11 protein-coding genes and 3 tRNA genes are annotated in these 15,942 nt (G+C 66.8%); 4 read left to right on the top strand and 10 right to left on the bottom strand.

What is annotated here, in order from left to right; genetic code table 11:
* Window positions 1-189: 189 nt before the first annotated feature.
* The gene (locus SB771_RS11325) at window positions 190-1,410 is read right to left on the bottom strand and encodes an MFS transporter (protein WP_175660696.1); all 1,221 of its coding nucleotides are present in this window, start codon (window positions 1,408-1,410) and stop codon (window positions 190-192) included.
* A 290-nt stretch (window positions 1,411-1,700) separates the two neighbouring features.
* Between SB771_RS11325 and SB771_RS11320 the strand changes: the two genes are divergently transcribed.
* The 3 genes from SB771_RS11320 to SB771_RS11310 all read left to right on the top strand — a co-directional run bounded on the left by SB771_RS11320 (window position 1,701) and on the right by SB771_RS11310 (window position 4,752).
* Window positions 1,701-2,243 (top strand): GNAT family N-acetyltransferase, encoded by a 543-nt coding sequence (locus tag SB771_RS11320; RefSeq protein ID WP_175660697.1) that lies wholly within the window; start codon window positions 1,701-1,703, stop codon window positions 2,241-2,243.
* A gap of 139 nt (window positions 2,244-2,382) precedes the next feature.
* The gene (locus SB771_RS11315) at window positions 2,383-3,009 is read left to right on the top strand and encodes a ParB-like protein (protein WP_011656723.1); all 627 of its coding nucleotides are present in this window, start codon (window positions 2,383-2,385) and stop codon (window positions 3,007-3,009) included.
* Between the two features lie 24 nt (window positions 3,010-3,033).
* Window positions 3,034-4,752: a SulP family inorganic anion transporter gene (locus SB771_RS11310; protein ID WP_175660698.1), complete on the top strand. Its 1,719-nt coding sequence runs from the start codon at window positions 3,034-3,036 to the stop codon at window positions 4,750-4,752.
* Between the two features lie 37 nt (window positions 4,753-4,789).
* Here the strand turns inward: SB771_RS11310 and SB771_RS11305 are convergent, their stop codons facing one another.
* From SB771_RS11305 to SB771_RS11265, 9 genes are all read right to left on the bottom strand, one after another.
* A complete protein-coding gene (locus SB771_RS11305; protein ID WP_175660699.1) occupies window positions 4,790-5,740 on the bottom strand; it encodes a carbohydrate kinase family protein in 951 nt (316 codons plus the stop codon).
* 134 nt (window positions 5,741-5,874) lie between these two features.
* The gene (locus SB771_RS11300) at window positions 5,875-6,819 is read right to left on the bottom strand and encodes an ABC transporter substrate-binding protein (protein WP_138847791.1); all 945 of its coding nucleotides are present in this window, start codon (window positions 6,817-6,819) and stop codon (window positions 5,875-5,877) included.
* 86 nt (window positions 6,820-6,905) lie between these two features.
* Complete coding sequence (locus SB771_RS11295; RefSeq protein ID WP_175660700.1) at window positions 6,906-7,943, bottom strand: ABC transporter permease subunit; 1,038 nt, start codon at window positions 7,941-7,943, stop codon at window positions 6,906-6,908.
* 40 nt (window positions 7,944-7,983) lie between these two features.
* Entirely contained in the window at window positions 7,984-9,537 is a 1,554-nt protein-coding gene (locus SB771_RS11290) for a sugar ABC transporter ATP-binding protein (RefSeq protein WP_175660701.1), read from the bottom strand.
* A complete protein-coding gene (locus SB771_RS11285) occupies window positions 9,524-10,771 on the bottom strand; it encodes an ROK family protein (RefSeq protein WP_175660702.1) in 1,248 nt (415 codons plus the stop codon). The genes SB771_RS11290 and SB771_RS11285 overlap by 14 nt, the downstream gene beginning before the upstream one ends.
* A gap of 461 nt (window positions 10,772-11,232) precedes the next feature.
* A tRNA-Leu gene (locus SB771_RS11280) sits at window positions 11,233-11,319 on the bottom strand.
* Window positions 11,320-11,557: 238 nt separating this feature from the next.
* Window positions 11,558-11,644, bottom strand: a tRNA-Leu gene (locus SB771_RS11275).
* A gap of 110 nt (window positions 11,645-11,754) precedes the next feature.
* Window positions 11,755-12,744, bottom strand: a complete 990-nt coding sequence (locus SB771_RS11270; protein ID WP_175660703.1) for an aliphatic sulfonate ABC transporter substrate-binding protein — start codon at window positions 12,742-12,744, stop codon at window positions 11,755-11,757.
* A gap of 337 nt (window positions 12,745-13,081) precedes the next feature.
* A tRNA-Leu gene (locus SB771_RS11265) sits at window positions 13,082-13,168 on the bottom strand.
* 250 nt (window positions 13,169-13,418) lie between these two features.
* On the opposite strand from SB771_RS11265, the gene rnr reads away from it, so the two are divergent.
* Window positions 13,419-15,872, top strand: coding sequence for a ribonuclease R (rnr, locus tag SB771_RS11260; RefSeq protein WP_175660704.1), 2,454 nt, complete (start codon window positions 13,419-13,421; stop codon window positions 15,870-15,872).
* The last annotated feature ends 70 nt before the right edge of the window (window positions 15,873-15,942 follow it).

Below are 15,942 nucleotides of genomic sequence, written 5' to 3'. Positions count from 1 at the left end.
GCCGCGAACAGGTGATTTGATTATGTAATTCAAACAGCCGTTTTTATTAAGATAAAAAAACGCAGGCGGCGCGGGCAAGCAGGGAATCTGGACAAATTCCTCTAGTTCGATGTGCGGTTGCGGGATACATCGCGCGCGGTCCCGGCGGGACGGGGCGCACGCGATGGTGCAATGCCGCAACGCGCGGGTTCAGCCGACGGCGGTACGCGTATTGACCGATTGCGTCATGTCGATGCCGCGGCGTTCGCGGCTGAATATGATCAGCACGGCGATCAGGACGGCGACGGTGCCGGCGACGAGCGCGAGCGCAAAACTGTAGTTGTTGCCCTGGGAAACCGCGAGCGATGCTTGCATCGTCGCGTTGCCGGACGCCAGCAGGTTGCCGAGCTGGTAGACGACGCCGGGGAAGGTCGCGCGGATCTCGTCGGGCGAGATCTCGTTCAGGTGGACGGGGATCACGCCCCACGCACCCTGTACCGAGATCTGCATCAGGAACGCGCCGGCGGCGAGCGCGACCGGGCCGCTCGAGAACGCCCACAGCGGCAGCACCGGCAGCGCGATCAGCGCGGCGATGAAGATCGCGCGCCGGCGGCCGATCCGCTCCGAGATCGCGCCGAACGACAGGCCGCCGACGATCGCACCGAGGTTCAGCACGATCGTGATCCACGACACGGTGTGCGGATCGAAGTGATGCTGTTCGCGCAGGAAGGTCGGGTAGAGATCCTGCGTGCCGTGCGAGAAGAAGTTGAATGCGGTCATCAGCACGATCGCGTAGATCGTGAGCTTCCAGTTCTGCCGCAGCGTCGCGCCGAGGCTCGGCCGCGGACGCTTTTCCATCTGCTTCCAGGCCGGCGACTCGGGCACGTGCGCGCGCACGTACAGCACGAGCAGCGCGGGCAGCACGCCGACCATGAACATCCCGCGCCAGCCGATGTATTGGTAGAGCAGGCCGAACACGACGGACGCGAGCAGATAGCCGCTCGGATAACCGGCCTGCAGCAAGCCCGACACGAAGCCGCGCGCATGGGTCGGCACGGTTTCCATCGTCAGCGCGGAGCCGACGCCCCATTCGCCGCCCATCGCGATGCCGAACAGCGCGCGCAGCACCAGCAGCGCGGTCAGGCTCGGCGCGAAGCCCGACGCGAGTTCGAACAGCGAATAGCACGCGATATTGACCATCAGCGTCGGGCGGCGGCCGAAGCGGTCGGCGAGCCGGCCGAAGATCAGCGCACCGATCGGGCGCATCGCGAGCGTCAGCGTGAGCGCGAACGCGACGGCGGGAATCGTCGACGCGAATTCGGCGGCGATGTCCTTCAGCACGAAGACCATCAGGAAAAAGTCGAATGCGTCGAGCGTCCACCCGAGGTAGGCGGCGATCGTGACGTTGCGTTGTTCGCGGGTCCAGCTCATGTCCGAGATCTCCTCGTTGGGCTTCTTGCGCTCACGATCTGAAGGCGGATGCCGGCCCGGCTGGCGCGCGGCGCGGGGGCATGGGTCGAGTGTAGGCCGCGATGCCGTCCGATGTGGCGCGTGATAATCGTGAATCGGGAATAATCCCTACGAAATGATCTGTTGAGCAAGCGGAAACGATGGCGTGCGAGACAAGCGTCAGGCGTTTGTATTATTCCGGAAGGCTTTTTGTAGCAGTGATGTAATGCGTGATGCGCACGCTGCGCATCGCCCTCGAATCAGGAGTCCCGATGACCGAATCTTCCGTGGCCGCATTGCCTGTGCTCGAGACCGAGCGCTTGTGGCTGCGCCCGCGCGTGCTGGCCGATCTCGACGCGAGCATCGAGATGGATCGCGATCCGGAGGTCACGCGCTACATCGCGGGCCCGTGGCATGACCCGGACGAACATCGTCTCTTCGTCACGCACCGGATCACGCGCGACTATCCGCCGGGCCTCGGCTACTGGTCGATCTTCGAGAAGGCCGCGCCCGACACGTTCATCGGCTGGATCCTGCTGATTCCCGACTATGCGAACGGCGCGCGCGACGTCGAGATCGGCTGGCGGCTCGTGCGCGCGGCGTGGGGGCGCGGCATCGCGTGCGAGGCCGCCGCGGCCGTCGTGCGTCATGCGTTCGACACCGTGCGGCTGCCGCGCGTGATCGCCGATATCGCGGAGGCGAACACGGGTTCGCTGAACGTCGCACGCAAGCTCGGGATGCGGCGCGTGGGCGTCGTGGAGGACGGGATTCCGTACGTGCGTCATCGTCTCGAGCGCGACGACCTGCGAGCATGACGCGGTGACGCGAGGCGGTGCGATGGCGACGCCGGTTTGTTGGCGAAGGTCAAGCGCAGGCTTATCCGCGTCGCGAGGGATTAGCAGTTCGCACGATCAGGAGTATCGTTGCCGGAAATTCCCAACATGGGGTACGACCATGGCACTCGGCAACGACGTTCATCTCATTCCCGTGCGGCTCGACGCATTGCGTCCGACGCAAATGACGGTCGGCTATCGCGAAGTGAAAGCGAAGCGCAGGCACTGGAAAGCGCTCGACAAGCGTGCGCGCAAGGCCGCGATCGACTCGCACTGGTTTCCGGCCGTCCTCGGCCCGGGCGGCCTTTACTACATCACCGATCATCACCATCTCGGCCTCGCGCTGATCGAGGAAGGGCAGACGCGCGTGAACGCGATGCTGCTGAAGGATCTGTCGTGGCTCGAGGACACGATCTTCTGGCGGATGATGGAACACAACCAGTGGGTGCATCCGTTCGGTCCGGACGGCTCGCGTCGTGACTACGCGAATCTGCCGAAGGTGCTGACGGGGCTCGAGGACGATCCGTACCGCAGCCTCGCGGGCGAACTGCGCACGGCGGGCGGCTATGCGAAGGATGCGACGCCGTTCAGCGAATTCCTGTGGGCCGACTACCTGCGCCAGCACGTGACGCTCGACCAGATCCGCAAGAACTTCTCGAAGGCGCTGGACCTCTCGCTGCGCCGCGCACACGACCAGGACGCGCGCTATCTGCCCGGCTGGTCGGGTGTCATCGCCGCCAAACCCTGACATGCGCACGGCGCCTAATGCCTCATGACGACCGCCTCGCCCCGTCCGGATGCCGGCCCGCAGCATCCCGAGCATTTCGCCGCACTCGGTGCGGCAACGCCGCCGCCCACGCGGCGCATCGGCCTTGACGCGCTGGCCGGTCTGTCGATCGCCGGGCTGCTGATTCCGGAGGCGGTCGCGTATGCGGGGCTCGCCAACCTGCCGCCGCAAGCCGGTCTCATCGCGCTGCTGTCGGGGCTCGTGGTGTATGCGCTGACCGGCAGCAGCCGCTTTGCGATCGTGTCGTCGACCTCGTCGTCGGCGGCCGTGCTCGCGGCGACGGTGCTGGCCGAATCGGGGATGGCGCTCGCCGCGCAACTCGCGCTGGCGGCCGCACTCGTCGCGATGACCGGCGTGCTGTTCATCCTGGCGGGCGCGGCACGGCTCGGCGGCATGTCGGATTTCATCGCGCGGCCGGTGCTGCGCGGGTTCACGTTCGGACTCGCGCTGACGATCGTCCTCAAGCAACTGCCGAAGATTCTCGCGATTTCCGTGCAGCACAGCGATGCGCCGCATGTCGCGCTCGACCTCGTCGCCGGTGCGCCGCGTGCGAACCTCGCGAGCGTCGCGCTCGGCGGGAGCGCGCTTGCGCTGCTGTTCCTGCTCGGGCGCAGCAAGCGGGTGCCGGCCACACTCGTCGTGATCGTGCTGTCGATCGCGGCCGGCTATATGGTCGACTGGCAACACTACGGGATCGCAATCGTCGGACACATCGATTTCCAGCACCTCGCATTCGGGTTGCCGCAACTCGATCGCAACGCATGGATGCAGACGGTCGAGCTTGCTTTCGCGCTGATGCTGATCCTGTATGCGGAGTCGTACGGATCGATCCGCAACTTCGCGCTGAAGCACGGCGACAGCGTGTCGCCGAACCGCGACCTCGTCGCGCTCGGCTGCGCGAACGTCGTGTCGGGGCTGCTGCACGGGATGCCGGTCGGCGCCGGCTATTCGGCGACAGCGGCGAACGAGGCGGCCGGCGCGCAATCGCGTTTGTCGAGCCTGTGGGCAGCCGGCGTGGTCGCGCTGATCGTGTGGCTGCTGCTGCCGCAGCTCGCGCGCACGCCAGAGCCCGTGCTCGCGGCGATCGTGATCTTCGCGGTCAGCCATTCGCTGCATCCGTCGGTGTTCCGGCCGTACTGGGTCTGGCATCGCGATCGGCTCGTCGTGGCCGCCGCGCTGCTCGCTGTGCTCGTGCTCGGCGTGCTGCACGGGCTGCTCGCGGCAATCGGCGTGAGCCTGCTGCTGACGCTGCGCAAGTTGTCGGAGCCGAACGTCGGCGTGCTCGGCCGGCTGCGCGACGGGCACGACTTCGTCGACGTCGCGAATCACGCCGATGCGAAGCCGATACCCGGTGTGCTGATCGTGCGGCCCGAGGCGCAGCTGTTCTTCGCGAACGCCGACCGGATGCTCAATCGCGTGCGCGCGCTGCTGAAGGCCGCGCCCGATACGCATACCGTGATGCTGAGTCTCGAGGAAACGCCGGACGTCGACGGCACGACGATCGAGTCGTTGCGCACGTTCGCGGCCGAATGCGCGGCACGCGGGCTGCAGTTCGCGATCGTGCGGCTCAAGGAGCACGCGCTGCATGCGCTCAGTCGCGCGACCGACGACACGCTGCGTGACGCGGCGATGTCGGAGCTGAGCGTCGACGAGAGCCTGCAACTGCTGCAGGCGCGCGGCACTGTCGGGAAGGCCGGCGCGTGAGCTTGCGGGCACACGTGCGGGCTAGCTGCGGTGCCGCCTAGTGCGATAGCGCGGCGTCGGCCGGTTCGGCGTTCGCGCGGCTGGCGATGACGTCGGCAACTTCGGCAGCCGTCGGCGCATACGCGCCCGCATGCGCGCAGGCGACCGCCGCGCAGGCTGCCGCGTAGCGCAGATGGTCGGCGGCCGGTGCGCCGGGATGCATGAGCTGGCTGGCGAGCCAGCCGCCGATGCTGGCGTCGCCGCAGCCGACGGTGTCGGCGACCTCGGTCGCGAACGCCGGCTGGAACAGCGCGGTGTCGCGGTGCAGGAGCTGCATGCCCGCTGCGCCGCGCGTGACGAGCACGGTCGCATCGGGCGCCCAGGCGCGCAATTGCGCGAGCGCGGCGGCTTCGTCGAGTTCGGGAAACAGGCCGCGCAGATCTTCATCGGATACCTTGATCCAGTCGGCGAGACCGGCCAGCGTGCGCAGCGTGTCGCGATACGACGGCGCGGCCATCGGCGCGCGATAGTTCGGGTCGAACGAGATCCGCTTGCCGGCCGCGCGGGCGGCCCGCACGACTTCGATCAGGCGCGGCGCGAGCGGCTCGCGCACGACGCCGAGTGAGCCCACGTGCACGATCTCGGCCGCGTCGAGCGCGCCATCGGGCAGGTCGGCCGGATCGAACGCGAGGTCGGCGCTGTTCTCGCCAATGAAGAAATAGTCGGGCGGCTGTTTCGACACGACCATCGCGAGCAGCGGCGGGCAATCGACCTGTCGGATGAAGCGCAGGTCGAGCCCCGCATCGGCGCTGCGGCGCATCAGTTCGTCGCCGAAGATGTCACGACTGACCGTGCCGGCGAACGCGGTCGGCACGCCGAGCCGCGCGCCGACACGCGCGACGTTCCAGCACGAGCCGCCGGCGACGCTGCGCCAGTGCTGCGCATCGTCGCGGATGAAATCGGTCAGCGCTTCGCCGAATACGATCAGGCGGGGAAACGTCGTCGTCATGTCGAAATCTCGTGCCGCGGCGTGTCGCGCGGCGGTGCGGCGGTTGAGGTGGACGGACGGGCAGGGCGCGCGTCGCACGCGGCGACACGGCCCGGCGCCGCCCGGGGGCGCGGGTCGAGGATCGCGCCGCGCGCTCAGCGCGGGCTGGTCCAGCCCTTGTAGCCCTTCACGTTGTCGCGCGTGACGAGCGTCGGCTCGATCAGGATCATCGGATTGGCCGGCTTCTGGCCGTTCATGATGCCGTAGCCGACGTTGACGGCCTGCTGCGCCATCGCCCACGGATCCTGGCTCGACGATGCCTGCACGAGCGTGTTGGACTTGAGCGCCACCTCGATGTCGGGCGCGCCGTCGACCGACGTGATCACGATGTTCGGGCGGTTCAGCTGTTTCGCCGCGAGATCGCTGCCGATCGCCTGCGGGTCGTTGATCGTGAACACGCCGTCGAGCTTCGGAAAGCGCGTCAGGTAGCCCTGCATCGAGTTCATCCCCCCTTCGCGCGAGCCCTTGCCGTCCTGGTCGCTCGACAGCAGCTTGATGCCCGGGTTCTTCGCGAGCACCGCCTTGCAGCCGTTCACGCGATCGATCACGGCCGACACCTGCGGGCCGTTCTCGATGATCACGTTACCCTTGCCGTTGAGTTTCTTCGCGAGATAGTCGCACGCCAGCTCGCCGGCCTTCACGTTGTTGGTCTGCACGGTCGCGTTCGCGCCGGCTGCCGCGACGTCCACCGCGACGACCGTGATGCCGGCCGCCTGCGCCTTCTTCACCGCCGGCTCGATCGCCTTCGGATCGGTCGCGTTGAGCAGGATCATGTCGACGTGCGCGGAGATGAAGTTGTCGATCTGCGTGAACTGCTTGTTCAGGTCGTAGTCGGCCGACACCGCGGTTACTTTCGCGTTCGGGTTGAGCTGTTTCGCGCGCGCTTCGGCGCCTTTCACGATCGTGACGAAGTACGGGTTGCCGAGCGATCCGACCGTGACGCCGATCGATTTCAGCGGCTTGTCGGCTGCATGGGCGGCGGCAGCGCCGAATGCGAGCGTGCAGGCGACGGCGGTCAGGGCGGCTTTGTGCTTGAACATGTCGTTGTGTCTCCGGGAGGTCCGTTGGCGGACGGGCGCAGGAGGACCTGCCTGCGCCCTGATGGTTGAATGGTGAGGAAAGCGTTTCAGGTACGGGCTGAGTCGCGCTGGCGATATCGGTCGAGCGCGACCGCGCCGATGATCACGAGCCCCTTGATGATGTACTGCCAGATGTCCGATACGCCGAGCAGCACGAGGCCGTTGGTCAGTACCGCGATGATCAGCGCGCCGATCAGCGTGCCGACGATCGAGCCGACGCCGCCGACGAAGCTCGTGCCGCCGAGGATCACCGCGGCAATCGCGTCGAGTTCGTACGATTGGCCGAGCTGCAGGCCGTTGGCCGCATAGAGCCGCGCGGACGACATCACCGCGCCGAGACCGGCGAGCAGGCCCGACGCCGCATAGACGAACAGCTGGATTGCCCGCACGTTGATGCCCGACAGCCGCGCGGCTTCCGGGTTGCCGCCGACCGAATAGATCCGCATCCCGAGCACCGTGCGGCGCAGGATGAACCACGACAGCGCGATCACCGCGCAGGCGATCACGACGAGCCACGGCACGCCGAGGATCGTGCCGTTGCCGATGAACGCGAACGGCAATTGCGGGTTGAAGATGGTCGTGTCGTTGCCGATCAGGCGGGCGACCCCGCGCACGGCCGTCATCGCGCCGAGCGTGACGATGAACGGCGGCAGGCGCAGGAACGAGATCAGGCCGCCGTTGATCGCGCCGAACGCGAGGCCGACGGCGAGCGCGATCGGCACGCCGAGCCAGCCCCAGCCGGGGATGGTCGACGCGAGCAGCGCGGCGACGGCCGATGCGGCGAGGACCGAGCCGACCGACAGGTCGATGCCGCCCGTCAGGATCACGAAGGTCATGCCGGCCGCGAGCACGATGTTGATCGACGCCTGCTGCGTGACGATCGACAGGTTCTGCAGCGTGAAGAAGCCGTCGGTCAGGAAGCCGAAGCCGATGCACAGAACCAGCAGCACCGGCAGCATGCCGGCGGTGCGCATCAGCGACTGCATGCGTGCGCGATGATCGGCGCCGCGCATCAGCGGCGTACGGGTGGCCACCGGATGGGGCGTCGCGGAAGCGAGGTTCCGCTGCTTGGTCGGGTTGATCATTTCGGTACCTTGAATGAAGAAGGAAATGAAGGGGCCGTGGTCAGTGCGCGTCGGCGAGTTCGGCCTGCGAGCCGGTCGCGAGCGCGATGATCGCTTCCTGCGTGATGGGCGTGTGCGTGTGGCCGCCGAGTTCGCCGGCGATCTCGCCTTCGCGCATCACGAGCACGCGATCGGCGACACCGATGATTTCCGGCAGTTCGCTCGAGATCACGATTACGCCGACGCCCGCGCGGGCCAGTTCGTTGATGATCCGGTAGATCTCGGATTTCGCGCCGATGTCGACGCCGCGCGTCGGTTCGTCGAGAATCAGCACGCGCGGCTTCGTTTCGAGCAGGCGCGACAGCAGTACTTTCTGCTGGTTGCCGCCCGACAGCGCGCCGACGTTGACGTTGGCGTTCGGCACGCGGATCGACAGCGAGGCGATCGCGTCGCGTGCGCGTTGCGCACCGCGTGCGAGATCGAGCGCACCGAGCCGCGCATCGCGGTTGCACACCGAGATATTGATGTTGTCGCGTACGCTCATGTCGAGGAACAGACCCTGGCGCTTGCGGTCTTCCGTCAGGTAGACGAGGCCGGCGTCGATCGCGTCGCGCGGCGAATGCGCGCCGAACGCGCGGTCACCGAGCTTCACGTCGCCGCGCGTGCGCGGCTCCGCGCCGAAGATCAGCCGCGCCAGTTCGGTGCGGCCCGCGCCGACGAGCCCGGCGATGCCGAGCACCTCGCCGGCATGCAGATCGAGGCTGCAGCCGCGCACGCGATCGGCGTCGGCGATGTCGTGCACCGACAGCAGCAGGTGGCCGGGGTCGTACGGCGCATGTTCCTTCTTGTAGAAGCCCGAGATGTCGCGGCCCACCATCATCGCGACGAGCCGCTCGGCCGACAGCGATTCGCGCTCGAGCGTGCCGACGTACGATCCGTCGCGCAGCACCGACACGCGGTCGGACAATTCATAGATTTCCGCCATCCGGTGGCTGATGTAGATGATCGCGAGACCTTCCTCGCGCAGCTGGCGGATCAGGCCGAACAGATGCTCGGTCTCGCGCGACGACAGCGGCGTCGTCGGTTCGTCCATCACGAGGATGCGCGCGCGGGTGTGCACGGCGCGCGCGATCTCGACGAGCTGCTGCTCGGCGATCGACAGCGTGCCGACGAGCGTGTCCGGACCGAACGGCGCACCGAGGCGGGCGAGCACGTCCTCGCAGCCACGCGCCATCGCCGCGCGGTCGATGGTGCCCCAGCGCCGGTTGCCGCGCCGCAGTTCGCGGCCGACGTAGATGTTTTCCGCGACGGTCAGGTTCGGCGCCAGGCACAGCTCCTGGTAGATCACGGCGACGCCCGCATCGCGCGCGGCGAGCGGCCCGTCGACGTCGATGCGCTCGCCGTCGATCAGGATCTCGCCCCCGGCGTCGGCGCGGTACGCACCGGACAGGATCTTCATCAGCGTCGATTTGCCTGCGCCGTTCTCGCCCATCAGCGAATGGATCTCGCCCGGATAGACGGTCAGGCTGACGTTGTCGAGCGCGCGCACGGCCGGGAACGTCTTGCTGATCCGGCGCATCTCGAGCAGCGGCCGGGACGACTCAGAACGCGACATGGTTGACCTCCTGCGATTCGGTGCGGGCGCCCTTGAGGATGCCGGCCCGCGGGGAGAAGTTGAAGAACATCGGCAGCGTCGCGGCGCCGATCGCGCCGGCGTCGGCGCCGAACGTGCCGCGCACGAGCGTCGGCGTGCCGCGCGCTTCCGGCGCGGTGGCGACGAGGGCCGCGCGCAGGCGGGTCGTCACCGCGTCGAGCAGGCCGGCGTCGGTATCGGCGTCGAGCACGACCACCGGTGCATCGACGACGCACAGCACCGCGCGCAATGCCGGTGCGAGCGCGTCGACGCAGTCGTCGATCCACTCGTCGACCGCCGGCAGGCCGCGCGCGATGCAGGCCTCGAGGTCGGCGCGATTCTCGACCGTCTCGCCGTGATGGCGCAGGTGGCGCACGAGCGCATGCAGCGACGCGCGGGCGAGCAGGATGTCCCACGGGCCGCGCGGCGGCGGTGCGGACGCCAGCCGGCTCGGCGGCACGGGAATCACGGCGATGTCGCCGGCATTGCCGGTCACGCCGCGCAGGCAGTCGCCGTCGACCGCGATGCCGCCGCCGATCGCGGGGCCGATGAACAGGTAGACGAAGTCGTCGCACTGCCGGCCGTACCCGTAGAACAGTTCGGCGATCGCGGCGGCGTTGCCGTCGTTTTCGCCGAACACGGGCAGCGACAGCATGCGCCCGAGATCGCTCGCGAAATCGACGTCTTCCCATGCGCGGAACGTGTCGGGCGCGAGGCCGAGCTCGCGCATCCACGCGCCGAGGTTGTACGGCTGCGCGACGCCGACGCCCGTGAGGCGCGCGCGCTCATGCGGGGGGAGCAGATCCTGCATCGCATCGATGTCGCGCCGCACGATGTCGAGCACGTCGGCGGGCGGAGGAAGCAGCGTGTCGTGCGAGCGGCGGCCGAGCACGTCGCCCGCGAAATTGACGAGCGCCGTCTCGATGCGCATCCGGTCGAGATGGACGCCGATGCCGAACGCACCGCGCGGATCGAGACGGATCAGCGAGGCCGGCTGGCCGCGCTGGCCCTCGGTGCGGCCGGCGAATTCGATCAGCTTCGCGTCGGCGAGCGACGCGATGATGCTGCCGACCGCCGTGCCCGTCATGCTCGCGAGACGCGCAAGGTCGGCCTTCGACGCGCTGCCCGCGCGGCGCAGCGTCTTCAACAGCAGGCGCTCGTTGTAACGGCGCACGTTGGCCGAGTTGCTTCCCTGGCCGATGTGCGGGCTTCTCATGGCGTCTCCTTCCATGGGCGCGTCGTCTGTCGACGCATTAAATAAATCACGTTGATTTATTTAACCGCGTGAGCGACGGCATGTCAGCCTAGGGAAATCCCGGCCTCGGCCGGAAAGGCAGGCGGGGCGGGGGTTTGCGGGTGTGATGGGTTTTCTGGGTGCGTCGTCGATGGTTGCAACCAGGGCGTAATCGGGGGTGCTGGCCGATCTTGCGGTCCTGCTCAGCGCACCGTTTCAGCGCGATTCCGGCGGATCGTTTGCTTAGCGCGGGTGACGCGTGTGAGTTCGTCGCGAAGGCCGAGGAAGTTTGTCCTTGCGCGAAGATGACGCGGAACGGGATGCGGTACGCCGGGCGCGCGTAATTGGGAGGGGTGGGTGCGTCGCGATGTGAACGCGATATCGCGCTTGCGGAAGCTGAAATGAAAAAAGGCCGGCTAGAAGCCGACCTTTTCAAAAACAGATGGTGCCCAGGAGAGGACTCGAACCTCCACGATGTTGCCACCGCTAGGACCTGAACCTAGTGCGTCTACCAATTCCGCCACCTGGGCACGTTTTGCAGTAGTTGCCTGCTGCAAAGAAGCGAAATTATAGCGCGTCTGAAGGATCTGTCAACGGGTTGCGAGCAAAATTATTTGATGGCTGGGCCCGGACGTTGGGCGAGGGCGGCAACGCATCGCCGATGCGTCGTGAAGTCGGAGCTGAGCAGACGCCGCCTCAAGCGCGCGGTTCAATCCGGCGCCGAAAATGAAAAAAGGCCGGCTAGAAGCCGACCTTTTCAAAAACAGTTGGTGCCCAGGAGAGGACTCGAACCTCCACGATGTTGCCACCGCTAGGACCTGAACCTAGTGCGTCTACCAATTCCGCCACCTGGGCACGTTTCGCTTGCTGCGATGCGAAGACCGCTATTGTAGCGTGTTCGAAGAGGCTGTCAACACAATTTGATCGACGGCGATAAAAATATCGTGCGTTGCATGGGAGGGGCATCAGGCGCCGATCGGCTCCGCGCGCTTGGCCGTGAAATTCCAGCGCAACGCATCGCCCGTGTGGACGCGGGCGGGCAGCAAGCCTGCTGCGAGAAACGTATCGGCGATCTTCTGCTGCTCACCGAAATTCTGCGTGACCACGGCGCGCACGAGATAGCTGCGTCGCGCGTTGGCGCGCTCGATCGTCTTCGCGTCGAGCCCCCAGATCGGCGCGAGGGTATCGGCGGCTTCCTGCTGATGCTCGCGCAGCCACGCGCCGGCCTGCGACAGGCGGTCGAAGACGATCTGGATCACGTCGGGGCGCGCGGCGGCAAAGCTGCTCGACGCGAGGTAATAGCGCTGGTACGAAGCAAGCCCGTTGCCGTCGGCCAGAATCCGCACGTCGGGATTCGCGTCGACGGACGCGACATATGGATCCCACGTGATCCACGCATCGACGCTGCCGCGCTCGAACGCCGCGCGGCCGTCCGCCGGTGTCAGGTAGTGGATCGCGGTGTCGGTCGGGGCGAGCTTGGCGTGCGCGAGTGCGGCAAGCAGCAGATAGTGGCTGCCGGCAGCCTTCGTGACGGCGATGCGCTTGGCCCTGAGGTCGGCGAGCGTGCGCAGCGTGCTGCCGTTCTTGACGATGATGGCTTGCGCTTTGGGCGATGGCGCTTCCTGCGCGACGTACACGAATCGCGCATGCGCGGCCTGTGCGAAGACGGGAACCGTGTCGGCCACGTCGGCGCTGAAATCGATCGCGCCGACGTTGAGCGCTTCGGTCAGCGGCAAGCCGCTCGCGAATTCATGCCACGACACGCGCAGGCCCAGCGGCGCGAGCGACTGCTCGAGGGTGCCGCGCGTCTTGAGCAGCGTGATGAGCGTCGACGATTTCTGATAACCGATGCGCAGTGTGGATGGCGTGTTCTCGGCGTGCGTCCGGATGCCGGCGGCGATCAGGCCGGCGGCCAGCATCGCCTGCGCGAACGCGCGGCGGTTCATCGACGTCATGGAGCGGGTTCCCTGTTGGGTTCGTTGAAAGCAACGCGGCTAACGTACCAACGGGGAGGGCAATCGATAACCGATTAATTCTGCTATCGATCGGAGTGACGGGCATATGGCGCGGCCAGTGCGCGTCATGCGAGGCCGGAAATGAAAAAAGGCCGGCTAGAAGCCGACCTTTTCAAAAACAGATGGTGTCCAGGAGAGGACTCGGTCACACATGCGCAACCCCGGCTGCGCTTGCAAGCGCAGCCTTTCGAGTCCTCGCGCAAAGCGCGCAGGCGCTTTGCTTCGTGGGCCGCAAATGAAAAAAGGCCGGCTAGAAGCCGACCTTTTCAAAAACAGATGGTGCCCAGGAGAGGACTCGAACCTCCACGATGTTGCCACCGCTAGGACCTGAACCTAGTGCGTCTACCAATTCCGCCACCTGGGCACGTTTTGCAGTAGTTGCCTGCTGCAAAGAAGCGAAATTATAGCGCCCCAATTATCCGTGTCAACACATTTTTGCGATGCACCGCGAACCGGCCGCCGCGGTGCCCGCACGCGGCATTCGCGGTTATTTGGCGCCACTGTCGGATGATAGAATGACCCGCCGCCGTCACTATAGAACTGTCTGACGGACACTTCTATGTTGATGCCGTGCACCATCAGTCAACGCAACGAGAACAATCATCGACAAACCCTTGAGCAAATATCCGTACCCCATTCCGAGCCGTGAAGAAATTCTCGGCGTGCTGCGTACGAGCGACGCGCCGCTGGCCGCCAACGACATCGCCGAAGCGCTGTCGATCAAGCGCCAGGAACGCGAGGGGTTCTTCCGGCGTGTCGCCGCAATGGAACGCGACGGCCAGATCCGCCTCGACAAGCGCGGCCACTACCAGCTCACTCATCCGTCGAACTTCGTTGCCGGTCGCGTGCAAGGGCATCGCGACGGCTACGGCTTCGTGATCCGCGACGACGGCCAGGACGACCTGTTCTTGCCGAACGGCGAGATGCAGAAGGTGATGCACAACGACCGCGTGCTCGCGCGGATCGTCGGCTACGATCGCCGTGGCCGGCCGGAAGGCCACGTCGTCGAGGTCACCGAGCGCGCGAACAAGCGCGTGATCGGCCGCCTGCTCAACGAGAACGGCGCGCTGATCGTCGCCCCCGAAGACAAGCGCATCGGCCACGACATCCTGATCACGCAGAACGTGAAGAAGGCGAAGGTCGGGCAGGTCGTCGTCGTCGAACTGACCGACTTCCCGAGCCGCCATTCGCAACCGCTCGGCCGCGTCGTCGAAGTGCTCGGCGACATCGACGATCCGGGCATGGAAATCGAGATCGCCGTGCGCAAGTACGGCGTGCCGCACGAATTCGGCCAGCGGGCGCTCAATGATGCCGCCGCACTGCCGGACGCGGTACGTCCGACCGACCTGCGCTTCCGCGTCGATTTGCGCGACGTGCCGCTCGTGACGATCGACGGCGAGGACGCCCGCGACTTCGACGATGCCGTCTACTGCGAGCCGACCAAGGTCGGTCGCGGCGACGGCTACCGCCTGATCGTCGCGATCGCCGACGTGTCGCACTACGTGCAGCCGGGCAGCGGCCTCGATGCCGACGCGCTGGAGCGCAGCACGTCGGTCTATTTCCCGCGCCGCGTGATCCCGATGCTGCCGGAGAAGCTGTCGAACGGGCTGTGCTCGCTGAATCCGCAGGTCGACCGCTGCGTGCTCGTGTGCGACATGGTGATTACCGCGCGCGGCGAGATCAAGGCGTACCAGTTCTATCCGGCGGTCATCCATTCGGCCGCGCGCCTGACGTACACCGAAGTCGCGGCCGTGCTGTCGAACACGAAGGGGCCGGAGGCCGCGCGCCGCGCGGACCTGCTGCCGCACCTGCAGGACCTGTACGGCGTCTACAAGTCGCTGTTCGCCGCACGCCAGAAGCGCGGCGCGATCGACTTCGACACGACCGAGACGTACATCGTCTGCAACTCGCAGGGCAAGATCGAACAGATCGTGCCGCGTCAGCGCAATGATGCGCACAAGCTCATCGAGGAATGCATGCTGGCCGCGAACGTCTGCGCGGCTGACTTCCTGAAGCGCAACAAGCATGCGGGCCTGTACCGCGTGCACGCGGGGCCGACGCCGGAAAAGCTCGAGAACCTGCGCGCGTTCCTGCGCGGCATGGGCCTGTCGCTCGGCGGCGGCGAGAAGCCGCATGCGAGCGACTATGCGGCGCTGATGGCGCAGATTCGCGACCGGCCCGACGCGCAGATGCTGCAGCCGATGCTGCTGCGCTCGATGCAGCAGGCCGTCTACAGCCCGGACAACATCGGCCACTTCGGTCTCGCGTACGAGGCGTACGCGCACTTCACGAGCCCGATCCGCCGCTATCCCGACCTGCTCACGCACCGCGCGATCTACGCGATCCTGTCGGGCAAGAAGTACACGCCGAAGGCGCCGGACGGCTTCGAGCTGAACACCGCGCTGTCGCCGCGCGCCCGCGCGATGCAGCAGGCCGACGACGAAGCGCGCGGCCGGTCGCGCGTGAACACCGCGATCTGGGAAGAACTCGGCCTGCATTGCTCGGCGAATGAGCGGCGTGCCGACGAAGCGTCGCGCGACGTCGAGGCCTGGCTCAAGTGCTACTTCATGCGCGACAAACTCGGCGAGGAATACGGCGGGATGGTGAACGGCGTCACGTCGTTCGGCATCTTCGTGCAGCTCGACACGCTGTTCATCGAAGGGCTCGTGCACGTCACGGAACTCGGCTCGGACTACTTCCAGTACGACGAGATCAAGAACGAGCTGCGCGGCGAGCGCACGGGCATCCGTTATCGCCTGTCGGATCGCGTGCGCGTGCAGGTGAGCCGTGTCGATCTCGATGCGCGCAAGATTGACTTCCGCCTCGTGCGCGACACGCCGGTGAAGGCCCCGCGTCCCGCACCGGCGCCGGTTGCTGTCGGCAACGGCAACGATCGCGGCGGCCCGCGCGTGCGCTCGTTGCCGCCGGCGGAAGACGCCGCGCCGCGTCGCAAGCGCACGGCCAGCGCACCGACCGCCGCGGTGAACGACACGCGTGCGGCGAAGAAGAAGGGCGGCGCGCCGGCGAAGACGGCCGCGAAGAAGACACACGCCCGCAAGAAGTATTGAGCGTTCGGGGCGGCGCACGCGCACGCCCTTGCAGTATCGAGAGACGCCGCGTTCTACCGGTCATCGGCCG

The organism is Burkholderia sp. SIMBA_051, assembly GCF_046534915.1.
Lineage (GTDB): Bacteria > Pseudomonadota > Gammaproteobacteria > Burkholderiales > Burkholderiaceae > Burkholderia > Burkholderia ambifaria.
The sequence above is the reverse complement of the archived record's forward strand: the minus strand, read 5'-3'. Positions and strand labels throughout refer to the sequence as shown.